The following is a 15,487-nucleotide window of genomic DNA, read 5'->3' on the forward strand; positions in this document are numbered from 1 at the left end:
CATGCAAGACATCCTGGAACAACTGGAGAAAAAGCGTGCGCTGGCACGCCTGGGCGGCGGGCAAAAGCGCATTGATGCGCAGCACGCCAAGGGCAAGCTCACGGCGCGTGAACGCATCGAGCTGCTGCTGGACGACGGCACGTTCGAAGAATGGGACATGTTCGTCGAGCACCGCTGCACCGACTTTGGCATGGAGGACAACAAGATCCCCGGCGATGGCGTGGTGACGGGCTACGGCATGATCAACGGCCGCCTGGTGTTTGTGTTCAGCCAGGACTTCACGGTGTTTGGCGGTGCGCTGTCTGAAACGCATGCCGAGAAGATCTGCAAGGTGATGGACCAGGCGATGAAGGTGGGCGCGCCTGTCATCGGCCTCAATGACTCGGGCGGTGCGCGCATCCAGGAAGGTGTGGCGTCTTTGGGCGGCTATGCCGACGTGTTCCAGAAGAACGTGCTGGCCAGCGGCGTGATTCCGCAGATCAGCATGATCATGGGCCCCAGCGCCGGTGGCGCCGTGTACTCGCCCGCCATGACCGACTTCATCTTCATGGTGAAGGACAGCTCGTACATGTTCGTGACCGGCCCCGAAGTGGTGAAGACCGTGACGCACGAAGAAGTGACGGCCGAAGAACTGGGTGGCGCCGTGACACACACCACCAAGAGCGGTGTGGCCGACATGGCGTTTGAGAACGATGTGGAGGCGCTGATGATGCTGCGCCGCCTGTACAACTACCTGCCGCTCAACAACCGCGAAAAGGCCCCGGTTCGCCCCAGCAACGATCCGGCCGACCGCATGGATCGGAGCCTGGACACCCTGGTGCCCGAGAACCCCAACAAGCCCTACGACATGAAGGAGCTGATCCTCAAGACGGTGGACGACGGGGACTTCTTCGAGCTGCAGCCCGAGTACGCCAAGAACATCATCATTGGCTTTGCCCGCATGGAAGGCCAGACCGTGGGCATCGTGGCCAACCAGCCGCTGGTACTGGCCGGTTGCCTGGACATCAAGTCGAGCATCAAGGCCGCGCGCTTCGTGCGCTTTTGCGATGCATTCAACATCCCCGTCGTCACCTTTGTGGACGTGCCCGGCTTCATGCCCGGCACTTCTCAAGAGTACGGCGGCATCATCAAGCACGGCGCCAAGCTGCTGTACGCATATGCCGAATGCACGGTGCCCAAGATCACCGTCATCACCCGCAAGGCCTACGGCGGCGCGTACGACGTGATGAGCAGCAAGCACCTGCGCGGCGACGTGAACCTGGCCTGGCCCAACGCAGAAATTGCGGTGATGGGCGCCAAGGGCGCGGTGGAAATCATCTTCCGCGAAGACAAGAACGACCCCGTGAAGCTGGCCGCGCGCGAGGCCGAATACAAGCAGCGCTTTGCCAACCCGTTTGTGGCCGGTGCGCGTGGCTTTATCGACGACGTGATCCTGCCGCATGAGACGCGCAAGCGCATCTGCCGGTCGCTGGTGATGCTGCGCGATAAGAAGCTGGAAAACCCGTGGCGCAAGCACGGGAACATCCCTCTCTGACCACTGAGCGAAAGCGCTATGACCTTCGTGTTGCCAGTGCCGCGCGCATTCTTTGTGTCCAAGGTGGATGCCTGGATCTCTGGCATTGCCGTGGCTGCGGGTTTCACGTGCTTGAGCATTGCGGCCCCGATGGTGCTGTTCTCCACGTCCAGCGCTGAGAGGGCCGTGCTGGCCGGCGTCGTCCTGGTGACGCTGGTGCTACCGATCTGGTTGCTGCTGGACACGAACTACACCGTGACGGGGGAGGAGCTGCGCATCCGCAGCGGCCCGTTTCGCTGGAGTATCGCCTTGAGTGAGGTGCGGGCGGTGTCGCCGTCTCGCAGCTGGCTGTCGTCGCCTGCGCTGTCGCTGGACCGTATTCTGGTGCAGTACGGCGTTGCCCGCAGTGTGCTCGTGTCCCCGCGTGAGAAACAACGGTTTGTGGACTGCCTGCGCGAACGCTGCCCAGCAGCCCACATCACTGGTTTTTGAATTCCGTTTCGAGGAACTTGTTATGTTCACCAAAATCCTGATCGCCAACCGTGGCGAAATCGCCTGCCGAGTGATTGCAACGGCCAAGAAAATGGGCATCGCCACCGTCGCCGTCTACTCCGACGCCGACAAGGAAGCCCGCCACGTCAAGCTGGCCGACGAGGCCGTGCACATTGGCGCTGCGCCCAGCCGCGAGTCGTACCTGCTGGCCGACAAGATCATTGCCGCCTGCAAGCAGACCGGCGCACAGGCCGTGCACCCCGGCTACGGCTTCTTGAGCGAAAACGAAGCCTTTGCCAAGCGTTGCGAAGACGAAGGCATTGCCTTCATCGGCCCCAAGGCGCACTCGATTGCGGCCATGGGCGACAAGATTGCGTCCAAGAAGCTGGCCAACGAGGCCAAGGTCAACACCATCCCGGGCTACAACGACGCGATCAGCGGCCCCGAGCAGGCGGTGGAGATTGCCAAGAGCATTGGCTACCCCGTGATGATCAAGGCCTCGGCCGGTGGCGGCGGCAAGGGCTTGCGTGTGGCGTTCAACGACAAGGAAGCGTTTGAAGGCTTCACCAGTTGCCAGAACGAAGCCCGCAACAGCTTTGGCGACGACCGCATCTTCATCGAGAAGTTTGTGCAGGAGCCGCGCCACATCGAGATCCAGGTGCTGGGCGACAGCCACGGCAACGTGATCTATCTGAACGAGCGCGAATGTTCCATCCAGCGCCGTCACCAGAAGGTGATCGAAGAGGCGCCGTCGCCTTTCATCAGCGACGCCACCCGCAAGGCCATGGGCGAGCAGGCGGTGCAACTGGCCAAGGCGGTGAAGTACCAGAGCGCGGGCACGGTGGAGTTCGTGGTCGGCAAGGACCAAGACTTCTACTTCCTCGAAATGAACACCCGCCTGCAGGTGGAGCACCCGGTGACGGAATGCATCACTGGCCTGGACCTGGTGGAGCTGATGATCCGCGTGGCCGCAGGCGAAAAGCTGCCTTTGACGCAAGCCGATGTGAAGCGCGACGGCTGGGCCATTGAGTGCCGCATCAACGCCGAAGACCCGTTCCGCAACTTCCTGCCTTCCACCGGCCGCCTGGTGCGCTTTCAGCCGCCGGAAGAGTCCATGTTCCAGTCCGACACCAGCAAGAAGCTGGGCGTGCGGGTGGACACGGGCGTGTACGAAGGCGGCGAGATCCCCATGTACTACGACTCGATGATCGCCAAGCTCATCGTGCACGGCACCGACCGCAACGACGCGATTGCCAAGATGCGCGCGGCGCTCAACGGCTTTGTGATTCGTGGCATCAGCAGCAACATCCCGTTCCAGGCCGCGCTGCTGGCGCACCCCAAGTTCGTGACGGGCGACTTCAACACCGGTTTCATCGCCGAGAACTACGGCAAGGGCTTCCACGCCGAGGATGTGCCCCACAGCGACCCGATGTTCCTGGTGGCGCTGGCTGCGTTCATGCACCGCCGCTACCGCGCGCGTGCCTCGGGCATCAGCGGCCAGCTGGCCGGGCATGAGGTGAAGGTGGGCGAGGAGTTTGTGGTGGTCACGCTGGGCGCCGAAGGGCAGAACCAGCACCACGCGGTGACGGTGTCTGACTTTGAAGACAAATCGGGCTCCAGCGCCATCCAGGTGGGCGGCAACAGCTATCAGATCAGTAGCAATGCCACGCTGGGCCAGATCCGTGTGCAGGGCGCGTGCAACGGCCAGGGCTTCACCGCGCAGGTGGAGCGGGGCGTGGGCAAAAACCCGCTGGCGCTGCGCATTGCGCACAACGGCACGCAGATCGACACGCTGGTGCTGTCGCCGCTGGGCGCCAAGCTGCACAAGCTCATGCCCTTCAAGGCGCCGCCAGACTTGTCCAAGTTCCTGCTCTCGCCCATGCCCGGTTTGCTGGTCGATGTGGCGGTGCAGCCCGGCCAGAAGGTGCAGGCGGGCGAAAAGCTGGCGGTGATCGAAGCCATGAAGATGGAGAACATCCTCTTCGCCGCGCAGGACGGCGTGGTGGGCAAGATCACAGCGGGCAAGGGCGAGTCGCTGGCGGTGGACCAGATCATTCTGGAATTCCAGTGACCGGCCCTGCGGTCCCGTAACCCATCCATCCCCAGGGGCCTTGCGCCCCTTTTTTTGAATTTTTTTGGCCGTTTCCGCGCATCCATTAAGCGCTGGCAGCTATCAAATCAGGAGTAATCATGACCAACCCCCAACGTCCCTTCAAGGTCCTGGGCATCCAGCAGGTCGCTATCGGCGGCACCGACAAGCAGCGCATGAAGACCCTGTGGGTGGACATGCTGGGCCTGCAGCAGACCGGCACCTTCCAGAGCGAACGCGAGAACGTGGATGAAGACATCCTGGCCATGGGCCAGGGCGCGTTCAAGGTCGAGGTGGACATCATGCAGCCGCTGGACATCGACAAGAAACCTGCCGTGCACACCACACCGCTCAACCACATCGGCCTGTGGATCGATGACCTGCCCAAGGCGGTGGAATGGCTCACAGCCCAGGGCGTGCGGTTTGCGCCCGGCGGCATTCGCAAGGGTGCGGCGGGTTACGACATCACCTTTTTGCACCCCAAGAGCAGCGACGAGTTTCCGATTGCGGGCGAGGGCGTGCTGATTGAGCTGGTGCAGGCCCCGGCGGATGTGATTGCGGCGCTGGGCTGAGCGTTTTGCCTGGTTTTGGCCCTCCAACGAGCGCCAAGCCTGCGGCAACGTCGCTCATCTTCAGCCCGGGGCGAGCGCTGTTGCGCCACAGATAACTGCAGATGGCGGCCTGTTGCCTGCAGGTGGGGAAGGGGCATTGAGCGGTGCTGGTCAATGGCCGCCAAATGTGTGGAAAACGCTGTCTTCAGCGCTCAAAAACATCGGTATTTGCCAGCTGTTGTGCCCGGCTTTTTGTTGGCACTTTTTGTGACCCTGCAGCGTGCGTTTGTGCCGTTTTCTCCTCCAGAATCCGCCCCAGCCGCTGCGCACCCAGCCCCAACCCCATGAACCGGGCGGTGCGTGCCGAAGGATCGATGACCGAGTAAGCAACCCTGGCCCCAGGCTGGCAACCCGCCGCCACAGGGCCAACGCCTTGATTAAAGGAACCCACCCGATGTCCGCCACCCTGGCTCCTACCGCTGCCCCCGCAGTGCAGTCCGCACAACCGATTCAGTTGCACCGCCGCACCCCAGCCCCCATGGCCCCAGGCCTCTGGTCGGTCGAGGCCATCCAGGCTCTGCTGGATAAGCCCTTGATGGACCTGCTGTTTGAGGCGCAAACCGTGCACCGCCAGCACTGGCCCGCAGGTGACATCGAACTGGCGACGTTGCTGTCGGTCAAGACCGGTGGCTGCCCCGAGAACTGTGGCTACTGCCCGCAGGCGGCCGAGTTCGACACGGGCGTGAAAGCCGAAAAACTCATGGAAGTGGAGGAGGTGGTGCGCGCCGCCCAGGCTGCCAAGGACGCTGGTGCCACGCGCTTTTGCATGGGTGCGGCCTGGCGTGCGCCCAAGGACCGCGACATTGAGAAAGTGAGCGCCCTGATTGGCGCCGTGAAGGGCCTGGGCCTGCAGACCTGCGCCACGCTGGGCATGCTCGAATCGCACCAGGCGCAGGCGCTCAAGGATGCGGGTCTGGACTACTACAACCACAACCTGGACACCGCCCCCGAGTACTACACCGACGTGGTGAGCACCCGCGCTTACCAGGACCGGCTGGACACGCTGCAGAACGTGCGCAACGCGGGCATCAGCGTGTGCTGCGGCGGCATTGTGGGCATGGGCGAGGCGCCGGTGCACCGCGCAGGCCTGATTGAACAACTGGCCAACCTGCAGCCGTACCCCGAGTCCGTGCCCATCAACAGCCTGGTCCGCGTGCCCGGCACGCCGCTGGCCGACAGCGACCCTATTGACCCGTTCGACTTTGTACGCATGATCGCCGTGGCCCGCATCACCATGCCCAAGGCGCGCGTGCGCCTGTCGGCAGGCCGCCAGCAAATGGGGGAAGCAGTGCAGGCGCTGTGCTTCATGGCCGGGGCCAATTCCATCTTTTACGGCGACAAGCTGCTGGTGACGGGCAACCCCGATGTGGATGCCGACGTGCAGCTGCTGGCCAAGCTGGGCCTGAACGGCCACCGCACGACCACGACCGAGGCCGAGCACGCCCACCACCACGCCTGAGGCTCGGCGCGCCGCACCGGGATGGCGCTGAATGGCGCGCCCGGTGAGCGGTCGGAGGAGGGGGCTTGTGCGCCGCGCCGCTATGCGTCCGCTGGCGCCTGCAGGCGCTGCAGGTCACCGCGCAGGCGTTGCACTTCAGAGCGCAGCTGTGCGTTTTCGCGCAGCAGGTCAAAGTCCTTTTGCAGCTGCTTGCGGTGCTCCACATAGACCATCAGGTTGCCCACGCGCAGCTTGAGCAGTTCGGGGTCGATGGGTTTGAACACGTAGTCGATGGCGCCCAGGCTCAGGCCTTTGTGGCGGGCCATCTCGTCGGTGATGGCGGTCACGAAGATGATGGGCGTGTACTCGGAGGTGTGGTGCTCGCGCAGGCGGCGCGCCACCTCAAACCCGTCCATGCCGGGCATCATCACATCGAGCAGGATGACATCGGGCGGCGCGTCGGACTGGCAGATGCTGAGCGCCTTCTCGCCACTTTGCGCCACCTTGACCTTGAAGCGGTCGCGGAACAGGCCCGCCATCAGCTGCAGGTTGTCAGGGGTGTCGTCCACCACCAGCAGGGTGGCGCGGTCGGCGCTGCCGTCGCCGTCCGGGGCGGGCTCGGCGGCAGGCGCTGTGTCCCCGCGTGTGAGCACGCGCTGCATGCGCTCCAGCAAACGGCGGGTGGTGAAGGGCTTGATCAGCAGGTCGTCAATGCCCAACTGGATGGCCTTGGCGGCCGATGCGCGGTCCAGCCCACCGGACATGAGCAGAAAAGGCAGGCTGGCCAGGCGTGGCTCGGCCCGCATGGCTTCGAGCACCTCCAGGCCGCTGTGCACTGGCATGTCAATGTCGGCCAGCACCACCTGCACGGGTTCGGAGCGCAGGATCTGCAGCGCGCGCTGGCCGTCCTTGGCCTGCAGCACCCGGGCGAAACCGGCGGCTTCGAGCTGGCTGGCCAGGGCCTGGCGCATGGCACCGGCGCTTTCGGCCAGCAAGACGGTGGTTTGTGAGGCGTGCATGCGGCGTTTCTAGGCTTGCTCAGAGTTCGATGCGCTCGGCGGGCACGTCGGCGGCCAGGCGGTCGATCTGCGCCAGCATGGCCGGTTCGCCATCGGCAAAACGCTGGGCAATGCGCCGGAACTCTTCAGACAGCACGAGGAAGGCGTCCACCATGTCGGGGTCGAAATGGCTGGCCCGGCCGTCGCGGATGATCTCCACGGCGGCTTCGTGCGTGAACGCGGCCTTGTACACGCGCTCGGAGATCAGCGCGTCGTACACGTCGGCCACGGCCATGAGGCGTGCCGACAGCGGGATGTTGTTGCCCATCAGGCCTTCGGGGTAGCCCGAGCCGTCCCACTTTTCCTGGTGGCTATAGGTGATCTCCTTGGCGTAGCGGAAGAACGGGTTGTCTTGTGTGGTGTCGCTCTCGGCGGCCACGATGGCATCGCGACCCAGCGTGGTGTGGGTCTTCATGATTTCGAACTCTTCGGGCGTGAGCTTGCCGGGCTTGAGCAGGATGCGGTCCGGAATGCCCACCTTGCCGATGTCGTGCAGCGGGGCGGACTTGAAGATGGTCTCGATGTTGGTGTCGGTCAGCTCTTCCTTGAAGCGCGGGTGGTTCTGCAGGTGGCGGGCCAGCGTTTCCACATAGTGTTGCGTGCGCCGGATGTGGTTGCCGGTTTCGTTGTCGCGCGTTTCGGCCAGTGAGGCCATGGCACGGATGGTGGCATCCTGCAGTTCGGCCAGCGCGCGGGTGCGGCTGGCCACCTCTTCTTCGAGCACATGGTTGTGGTGGGCCAGATAGTCGCGGGCGCGCTTGAGCTGCAGGTGGTTGCGCACCCGGGCCATCACGATGGCGGGGTTGATGGGCTTGGTGATGTAGTCCACCGCGCCCAGCTCCAGGCCGATGCTTTCGTCGTCCGCCGCACTCATGGCGGTGAGAAAGATCACCGGGATGTCTTCGGTGTCGGGGTTGAACTGCAGGCGGCGCAGCACCTCGTAGCCGTCCATGTCCGGCATCATGATGTCCAGCAGGATCAGGTCGGGCTTGCTCTCGCCCGCCACGATCTGCAGCGCGCGTTCACCGTTGGGCGCGAGCTTGACCTTGTAATCCGTGCGCAGCAGGTCGCTCATCAGCGAAAGGTTGTCGGGGGTGTCATCCACCACCAGCACCGTGCATTTGCCGCTCAGCTCTATCGGGCTATTCATGAACCGGGTCCTCCTTGTTGTGTTGTGCGCCAGGGATGCTGGTAGCACGCAGGGTGTCCAGCGCATCCACAAAGTCGTAGTTGTCCAGCGCCCGCTTCATGCCGGCATAGGTCGGGCCCAGCAGGGCCTTGAGGGCGGGCGTGGACTCCTTGAACAGCTCGATGGCGTCAGAGTCGTCGTCTGCCAGCAAGGCATCGAGCCGGGCGAGCAACTGCTGAGCGGCGGCGGCATCCATGTGCGCATCGGGCGCATCCGCCAAGGCAGGCGCACCAGGGTCTTCGTCAGGGGGCAGGGCAGTGCGCAGTGCAGCCACCAGGGCCTGGCAGGCGGCGTCTACCGGGGGCAGCAACGCGTCGATGGTGGCAGCCGGTGCCTGCTGGCCAATCGCCTCTTCCACTGCCGCAGCCAGTGCGGCCAGCGGGGCGGCGCCGATGGTGCCAGCTGTGCCCTTGAGCGTGTGCATGGCGCGCAGTGCGTCGTCGTGTTGCCCGGCCGCCAGCGCGGCACGCGTGGCCTGCACGGCGCCTGCCTGCCCGGCCACGAACTTGCGCAGCAGGCTTTCGTAGGCCGGGCGTTTGTCGAGCACGCGGCGCAGCCCGGCGGCCATGTCCAGGCCCTCGATGCTGCGCAGCGAGTCCTGAGCGCCTGCCGGTCCGGAGGGCTGGGCGGGCTGTGGCGCAGGCGCACCAGGGGCTGCGGGCGCTGGTGCGCGCGGCGCAATCCATTGCAGCAGGCTGGCAAACAGCTCGTCAGGGTCGATGGGCTTGGCCAGGTGGCCGTTCATGCCAGCGGCGAGGCACAGGTCCCGGTCACGGCTCATGGCGTTGGCGGTCATGGCCAGCACGGGCAGTTGCGCCCAGGCGGGGTTCTGGCGCAGCTGGCGTGTGGCGGTGAGGCCGTCCATGACCGGCATCTGCATGTCCATGAGCACGATGTCGTAGGGTGCGCGCGCGAGCATGTCGAGCGCAATCTGGCCGTTGTCGGCCACCTCCACCACAAGCCCGGCGCCCGTGAGCAGCTCGGCGCCCACCTGCTGGTTCAGGTCGTTGTCATCCACCAGCAGCACCCGGGCTCCCTGAATGGTGGCCAGGTTAGGGGCGCTGCGTGGGCCGTGGCTGCGCTGCTGAACATTGGCCGTGTGGGCATGGCCGCCCAGGGCGCGAATGGCAGTGTCGAACAGTTGCGAGGGGCTGACGGGCTTTGTCAGCATGAGCACGATACCTGCGGCCTCCAGCTCCTTTTGCACATCGTCGCGGCCTGCAGCGGTGACGATGACCGAATGGGGCGGATGGGGCAGCAAAGCCAGCGCGCGGTGGGTGGCAAAACCATTCATGCCGGGCATCTTCCAGTCCAGAAACGCGATTTCGCAGGGGCGCCCGGCGGCATCGGCGGCGCCAGCCTTGGCCACGGCCTCTTCGCCCGAACTGGCTGTGGTGACAGCAAAACTCATGCTGCCCAGCAGCCCGCTGAGGATCTGCCGCGCCTGTTCGCTGTCGTCCACCACCAGCACATGCCGCCCACGCAGGTCGGGCTCGGGCAGCAGGGGGCGCTGGGGGGCTGTGCCCAGACCCAGCCGGGCCGTGAACCAGAAGGTGCTGCCCTGGCCCGGCGCGCTTTGCACGCCCACCTCGCCGCCCATCAGGTCTGCGAGTTTTTTGGAGATGGCCAGGCCCAGGCCGGTACCGCCGTATTTGCGGGTGGTGGAGGTGTCGGCCTGCTCGAACGAGCGGAACAGGCGCGACTGCTGTTCTTCGGTGAGGCCGATGCCCGTGTCCTGCACCTCAAACCGCATGAGGATGCCCTCAGCGTCGCGCGAGGTTTCGCTGACCCGCACGACGATCTCGCCTGCGTCGGTGAACTTGACGGCATTGTTGGCGTAGTTGACGAGGATCTGCCCCAGGCGCAGGGGGTCGCCGCGCAGGTTGTCGGGCAGAGCCGGGTCCACGTCGAACAGCAGCTCCAGGCCCTTGCTGGCCGATTTGCCGCTGATCAGGTTGGCCACGTTGTCAAGCACGCCGCGCAGCTCGAAGTCCACCAGTTCCACCTCCAGCTTGCCCGCCTCGATCTTGCTGAAGTCGAGGATGTCGTTGATCAGCCCCAGCAGGTGCTGGCCCGAACGCTGGATCTTTTCGACATAGTCCCGCTGGCGCGGCGAGAGGTCGGTGCCCAGCGCCAGGTGGCTCATGCCGATCACGGCGTTCATGGGGGTGCGGATCTCGTGGCTCATGTTGGCCAGGAAGTCCGACTTCATCTGCGAGGCATCTTCGGCCTTGGCGCGGGCGATCTCCAGCTCTTCTTCATGCTCACGCAAAGCCACATTGAGCTGCCGCAGCTCGGTTGTGCGCTGGGCCACGCGGGCCTCCAGCGCTTCTTCATTGCGCTTCAAGGCCTCGACCAGTTCGGCCTGGGCGGCCATGGCCAGGGATTTGGCCTTTTCGCGTTTGAGGAACTGGCGTGCCATGGCAAATGCCAGCAGAAAAGTCAGCACCGCCTGGAAGGCCGTGAGGCCGGTGGTCAGCAGCGTCTGGCGCTTGACCTCGGCATTGCGCGAGTCACCCAGCAGGGCTGAGACGCGCGAGGCGTTGAGCGACAGCTCCTGCACGGTTTCGCGCAGCGCGTCCAGCTCGGCGCGCAAAAGCCGCATGTGCTCCCGGCTGGAGGCAGGGTCCACGCTGGCGCCAAAGTGGTTGTCGCCCGCCGCCACAAACTTCTGCAGGGCAGCCAGGGCCTTGGCGTAGATGGGCTCGTCCTGCATCAGCGTGCGTGCGGTGCCGCTCTCCAGCGCGCTGAAGCGGCTCAGGAACAGGTCGTAGCGCAGCTCCAGCCGGTCCATGGGGATGCTGCGCGGGTCCAGGTCAAACTGGTGCAGCGCATGGTCGAACTTTTCGTACTCGACATTGAGTTGCAGGAAGGACCACAGCGCATTCACATCGCCGCGCCGCATGACGGCTTCGACGCTGCGGTACTGGTGGTACTGCACGGCCGCGATGGCCACATAGGCCAACACCAGGCCTGCAATGATGAGCCGCAGGATGTGTTTGCTGCGCAGCATGCGTGGTGGGTGCCTGCGGGGCCGGGACGTGCAGCGGGCTACCGGATGCGCAAGGCGTTGAGCTGCCAGGCCGCCCGGTTGTAGTACAGCTCGCTGCGCAGCTCGGCCTTGGCATCGAAGGGATAGACGATGAACAGCGGGCCTTTTTCACGCACGGGCATGGGCCGGTTGTTCATCAGGCGGGCCACGATCACATCGTGGCGGGTGGCGTCTTCGAGGGGGATCTCGGTCTTGTAGTCGTTCAGAGCCACAGCCGTGATCTTGCTGCCCTTGGCGCCCACGGCGGCGAGCACGTCGCGCAGCAGGGGGCCGGTGAAGGTGACTGCGCTGGGGTACCAGGGGGTCTGGGTGGAGAAGCTGTGCTGGGGCAGCTTTTCCAGCATCTTCATGTCGAACTGCGCCTGCTGTCCCTGGTTGGTGTGTGTGATGGCGCCTTCGATGGTCAGCACCACCGGGCCGGTGGCTTTGTCCAGGGCCTGTGCGGCTGTTCCACACAGCGCTGATGCGCCAAGGGCAATGCCCATGAACCAGGCAGCGCTGCGGTGTGTCTGCAAAAGACGTGCATACATGACGATCCCCCCATTTTTTGCAACAGTCTCATGGATAGACGCACAAAATGTAAACCGATTTATAACAGCCGGTCGCTGTTTCGGTGTGGGCGGTGTGTCGCACGCGTACTACGTCGCGGCGCGGTCTGATCCTGCGCAAAGATCGGCAATGAGCCTGTGGCTGCACGGTACTGGAAGACGGTGTGTTGTGCCAGATTTATTTGCCCGCTGGCGAGGGCGCAGCGCGCCTTGTGCTGCCCGGCAAGGCAAGTGCCCAGCCTGGGAGGGCAGGGGATCAGGCGTTGCCAGCGGCGAGGGTGTCCCAGGCCTTCAATGCCTCTGCGGTGTACATCAGCGCGGGGCCGCCCCCCATGTAGACGCACACAGCCAGCATCTCTTCCAGCTCGGTGCGGGTGGCGCCCAGTTTTTGCAGCGCCTTGACGTGAAAGCCGATGCAGCCCGAGCAGCGCTGGGTCACGCCGATGGCCAGCGCGATCAGCTCCTTGTGCTTGCTGCTCAGCGCGCCTTCAGCCATGGAAGCCTGCGCCAGTTGCGCAAAGCCGCGCATGGTGTCGGGCTGGGCCTTGCGGAAGGTGGCCAGGCTTTCGTTGATGCCCTGGATGAGGCCTGCGTGATCAAAAGTGCTCATTCCATATTCCTTGTGGTGCTTGCGTGCGGTTGTGCCGCGCGTAGGTTGGGTTACTTCTTCATGGGGCAGGTGTTGATGCCCAGCAGCGTGTAGGCGGGGCAAAAGCGGAACAGGCCGGTGGCCAGAGGCACAGCGCCCAGCCAGCCCCACCACCCCACGGTGCCGGTAGCGGCAAGGGCAATCAGCACGAGGCCAGCGACGATGCGCAAGAGGCGGTCAAGGGTTCCAACATTGGTGTTCATGGTGTTTCCTTTAGTGTGTGGTGGTTTCGGTGAGATGGCTTGGGTCACAGCGCGTTGACCGGAATCTTGAGATAGGCCACGCCGTTGTCTTCGGTCGGAGGCATGGCGCCCGCGCGGATGTTGACCTGGACCGAGGGCAGGATCAGCGTGGGCATTTCCAGCGTGGCATCGCGCCGGGTGCGCAGGGCCACAAAGGCGTCTTCGGTCACACCGTCATGCACGTGGATGTTGTGGGCACGCTGGTCTGCCACGGTGGTCTGCCATGCGGTTGTGCGCCCGGCCGGTGGGTAGTCGTGGCACATGTAGAGCCGTGTTTCGGGGGGCAGGCTCAGCAGCTTGCGCACCGATTGATAGAGCTGGTGTGCGTCCCCCCCTGGAAAGTCACAGCGTGCCGTGCCCACATCGGGCATGAACAGGGTGTCGCCCACGAACACGGCGTCACCCACCTCATAGGCCATGCAGGCAGGGGTGTGGCCGGGTACGGCCAGTGCTTTGGCCTCAAGCTGGCCAATGCGGAATACCTCGTTGTCATGCAGCAAGTGGTCAAACTGGCGGCCGTCCGGGCGGAACTCAGGCTCCAGATGGAACACGGTCTTGAACACGTCCTGCACCTGTGTGATGGCGGCGCCAATGGCGATGCGCGCCCCCAGCTTGTTGCGCAGGTAGTGCGCGGCCGACAGATGGTCGGCATGCGCGTGGGTTTCCAGGATCCACTCCACCGTCAGGCCATGGGTCTGCACGAACTCGATCAGGCGTTCTGCAGAGTGGGTGCGGGTGCGGCCGGACTTGGGGTCGTAGTCGAGCACGGAATCCACCAAGGCGCAGTGTCCGCCGGGCTGGTCGTAGACGACGTAGCTCACCGTCCAGGTGGCATCGTCAAAGAAGGCCTGTATCTGGGGTTTCATCGCTTCTTTCCTTGGTTTTAATATCAATGCAAATAGTTTATTGACTGATAGATTGTTAGTCAATAGAATATCGACAATGAAATTGAAAAGGAGTGCGCTTCCATGCTCACAGATGTGCCGATCGAACTGGAAACCCTGCGCCGCTCAGCGGACAGTGCCTGCCGCCTCATGAAGGTGCTTTCCAACCCCGACCGCTTGCTGCTGCTGTGCCAACTCACGCAGGGCGAGAAGAGGGTGGGGGAGCTGGAGGAGTTGGTTGGCATCTCCCAACCCACGCTGTCCCAGCAGCTCGGCGTATTGCGTGAAGAAGGGCTGGTGAGCACGCGCCGGGAAGGCAAGAACATCTATTACCAGATCGCCAGCCCCCAGGCGCTGGCGGTGATGAACGTGCTGTTTGAACAGTTTTGCGGGCCTGCACAAGGCGCAGCCCAGGAGGAACAAGGATGCTGATCGATTGGACCCATTTCACCCCTTGGAGCGCCCTGATCGGTGGCGTTTTGTTGGGCCTCGCCTCGGCGCTGTTTGTGCTGCTCAATGGCCGCATCCTGGGCATCAGCGGCATCGTCGGTGGCTTGCTGCGGCCACGTGCGGGCGATGTTGGCTGGCGCCTTGCCTTTGTGCTGGGCATGCTGGTGGCCCCTGGCGTGTATTGGCTGTTTGCCGGTGCTACGGCGCCGCGCATCGATGCCAGCTGGGGCACGGTGGTGGCGGCGGGCTTGCTGGTCGGCGTGGGCACGCGCTACGGATCGGGCTGCACCAGCGGCCATGGTGTGTGCGGGCTGTCGCGCCTGTCTCCCCGCTCCCTCGTTGCCACCCTGGCCTTCATGGGCGCAGGGTTCATCACGGTGTTTCTAGCCCGGCATGCCCTGGGCTGAGGTCACTACAACTGCATGGAGCACGGATATGACAACAAGCTTGGCGAAAAGCCGGATTTCTGAATTTGTGGTGGGCCTGGTGTTTGGCCTGGGCCTGATCGTGTCGGGCATGACCGATCCCGGCAAGGTGCTGGGTTTTCTGGACCTGGCGGGCCTGTGGGACCCTTCGCTGGCCTTTGTGATGGGCGGTGCGATTGCGGTGGGTCTGTTTGCGTTTGCCTTGGCCAAGAAGCGAACGACCAGCTTCCTGGGGGGAGCCATGCACCTGCCCACGTCCAGCGATATCGACCTCCGCCTGGTGATTGGCAGCCTAGTGTTTGGCGCTGGATGGGGTCTCGCAGGTTTTTGCCCTGGCCCGGCCATCGTTTCAGCCGGTGCCGGCCAGCCCAAGGCCATTGTGTTTGTGTTGGCCATGCTGGCAGGCATGTGGATATTTGAAATGGCCGAGGGCCGCGCGCGGCGCACTTCCAAAAACCACCAGGCAGGAGCACTTTGACATGGGAATGCAGATTATTGCCCTGACGCCCGACTTTGCGGTGTCACCCCAGTTGATGGCCGAGGACTTCGCATGGGTGTCTACCCAGGGGTTCAAGACGCTCGTCAACAACCGGCCGGACGGGGAGGGTGGTGACGCCCAGCCTACCAGCCAGATGCTGGAGGCCGCAGCACGTGCTGCAGGCCTGCACTATGTGTATCTGCCCGTGGTCAGCGGCGCCATCACTGCACAGCAGGTGCAGACCTTGCACGATGTGCTGGCGATAGCGCCTGGACCCACGCTGGCGTTTTGCCGATCAGGCGCTCGGTCTGCCCAGCTGTTTGGCCTGGCCCAGCAAATGGGCTGAGCGCCAGAGCGCCTGAGCCGATG

General features: G+C 64.2%; 16 protein-coding genes. 9 read left to right on the forward strand and 7 right to left on the reverse strand.

Annotated features, from left to right (window positions below; translation table 11 throughout):
- Position 1 precedes the first annotated feature (1 nt).
- The 5 genes from AvAM_RS01650 (at position 2) to bioB (ending at position 6,164) form a co-directional block, all read left to right on the forward strand.
- Complete coding sequence (locus AvAM_RS01650; protein WP_137745434.1) at positions 2 to 1,534, forward strand: acyl-CoA carboxylase subunit beta; 1,533 nt, start codon at positions 2 to 4, stop codon at positions 1,532 to 1,534.
- Positions 1,535 to 1,552: 18 nt separating this feature from the next.
- Entirely contained in the window at positions 1,553 to 2,005 is a 453-nt protein-coding gene (locus tag AvAM_RS01655; RefSeq protein WP_137745435.1) for a PH domain-containing protein, read from the forward strand.
- A gap of 22 nt (positions 2,006 to 2,027) precedes the next feature.
- Positions 2,028 to 4,076 carry an acetyl/propionyl/methylcrotonyl-CoA carboxylase subunit alpha gene (locus AvAM_RS01660; RefSeq protein WP_137745436.1) on the forward strand — a complete coding sequence of 683 codons (2,049 nt, stop codon included), beginning with the start codon at positions 2,028 to 2,030 and terminating at the stop codon, positions 4,074 to 4,076.
- Positions 4,077 to 4,195: 119 nt separating this feature from the next.
- Positions 4,196 to 4,666 carry a VOC family protein gene (locus AvAM_RS01665; protein WP_137745437.1) on the forward strand — a complete coding sequence of 157 codons (471 nt, stop codon included), beginning with the start codon at positions 4,196 to 4,198 and terminating at the stop codon, positions 4,664 to 4,666.
- Between the two features lie 433 nt (positions 4,667 to 5,099).
- A complete protein-coding gene (gene bioB, locus AvAM_RS01670) occupies positions 5,100 to 6,164 on the forward strand; it encodes a biotin synthase BioB (protein ID WP_137745438.1) in 1,065 nt (354 codons plus the stop codon).
- An 80-nt stretch (positions 6,165 to 6,244) separates the two neighbouring features.
- On the opposite strand, the gene AvAM_RS01675 is transcribed toward bioB, so the two are convergent.
- The 7 genes from AvAM_RS01675 to AvAM_RS01705 form a co-directional block, all read right to left on the reverse strand.
- Positions 6,245 to 7,162, reverse strand: coding sequence for a response regulator (locus AvAM_RS01675; protein ID WP_137745439.1), 918 nt, complete (start codon positions 7,160 to 7,162; stop codon positions 6,245 to 6,247).
- Positions 7,163 to 7,181: 19 nt separating this feature from the next.
- Entirely contained in the window at positions 7,182 to 8,351 is a 1,170-nt protein-coding gene (locus tag AvAM_RS01680) for a two-component system response regulator (protein WP_137745440.1), read from the reverse strand.
- A complete protein-coding gene (locus AvAM_RS01685; RefSeq protein WP_137745441.1) occupies positions 8,344 to 11,403 on the reverse strand; it encodes a hybrid sensor histidine kinase/response regulator in 3,060 nt (1,019 codons plus the stop codon). The genes AvAM_RS01680 and AvAM_RS01685 overlap by 8 nt, the downstream gene beginning before the upstream one ends.
- Positions 11,404 to 11,441: 38 nt before the next feature.
- Entirely contained in the window at positions 11,442 to 11,972 is a 531-nt protein-coding gene (locus AvAM_RS01690) for a molybdopterin-dependent oxidoreductase (RefSeq protein ID WP_375708129.1), read from the reverse strand.
- A 274-nt stretch (positions 11,973 to 12,246) separates the two neighbouring features.
- Entirely contained in the window at positions 12,247 to 12,600 is a 354-nt protein-coding gene (locus tag AvAM_RS01695; RefSeq protein WP_137745442.1) for a carboxymuconolactone decarboxylase family protein, read from the reverse strand.
- 50 nt (positions 12,601 to 12,650) lie between these two features.
- Complete coding sequence (locus AvAM_RS01700; protein WP_137745443.1) at positions 12,651 to 12,842, reverse strand: DUF2892 domain-containing protein; 192 nt, start codon at positions 12,840 to 12,842, stop codon at positions 12,651 to 12,653.
- Positions 12,843 to 12,886: 44 nt separating this feature from the next.
- Positions 12,887 to 13,747: an MBL fold metallo-hydrolase gene (locus tag AvAM_RS01705; protein ID WP_137745444.1), complete on the reverse strand. Its 861-nt coding sequence runs from the start codon at positions 13,745 to 13,747 to the stop codon at positions 12,887 to 12,889.
- Positions 13,748 to 13,849: 102 nt separating this feature from the next.
- Between AvAM_RS01705 and AvAM_RS01710 the strand changes: the two genes are divergently transcribed.
- The 4 genes from AvAM_RS01710 to AvAM_RS01725 are packed head-to-tail and all read left to right on the forward strand — an operon-like array spanning position 13,850 to position 15,464.
- Positions 13,850 to 14,197, forward strand: coding sequence for a helix-turn-helix transcriptional regulator (locus tag AvAM_RS01710; RefSeq protein ID WP_137745445.1), 348 nt, complete (start codon positions 13,850 to 13,852; stop codon positions 14,195 to 14,197).
- Positions 14,191 to 14,622, forward strand: coding sequence for a YeeE/YedE family protein (locus AvAM_RS01715; RefSeq protein WP_137745446.1), 432 nt, complete (start codon positions 14,191 to 14,193; stop codon positions 14,620 to 14,622). The genes AvAM_RS01710 and AvAM_RS01715 overlap by 7 nt, the downstream gene beginning before the upstream one ends.
- Positions 14,623 to 14,650: 28 nt before the next feature.
- Complete coding sequence (locus AvAM_RS01720; protein ID WP_137745447.1) at positions 14,651 to 15,118, forward strand: YeeE/YedE family protein; 468 nt, start codon at positions 14,651 to 14,653, stop codon at positions 15,116 to 15,118.
- Position 15,119: 1 nt separating this feature from the next.
- Complete coding sequence (locus AvAM_RS01725) at positions 15,120 to 15,464, forward strand: TIGR01244 family sulfur transferase (protein ID WP_137745448.1); 345 nt, start codon at positions 15,120 to 15,122, stop codon at positions 15,462 to 15,464.
- Positions 15,465 to 15,487: the final 23 nt, after the last annotated feature.

Origin of the sequence: Acidovorax sp. NB1 (assembly GCF_005405905.1) — a bacterium.
In the GTDB taxonomy this organism is placed as follows: Bacteria; Pseudomonadota; Gammaproteobacteria; order Burkholderiales; family Burkholderiaceae_C; genus Acidovorax.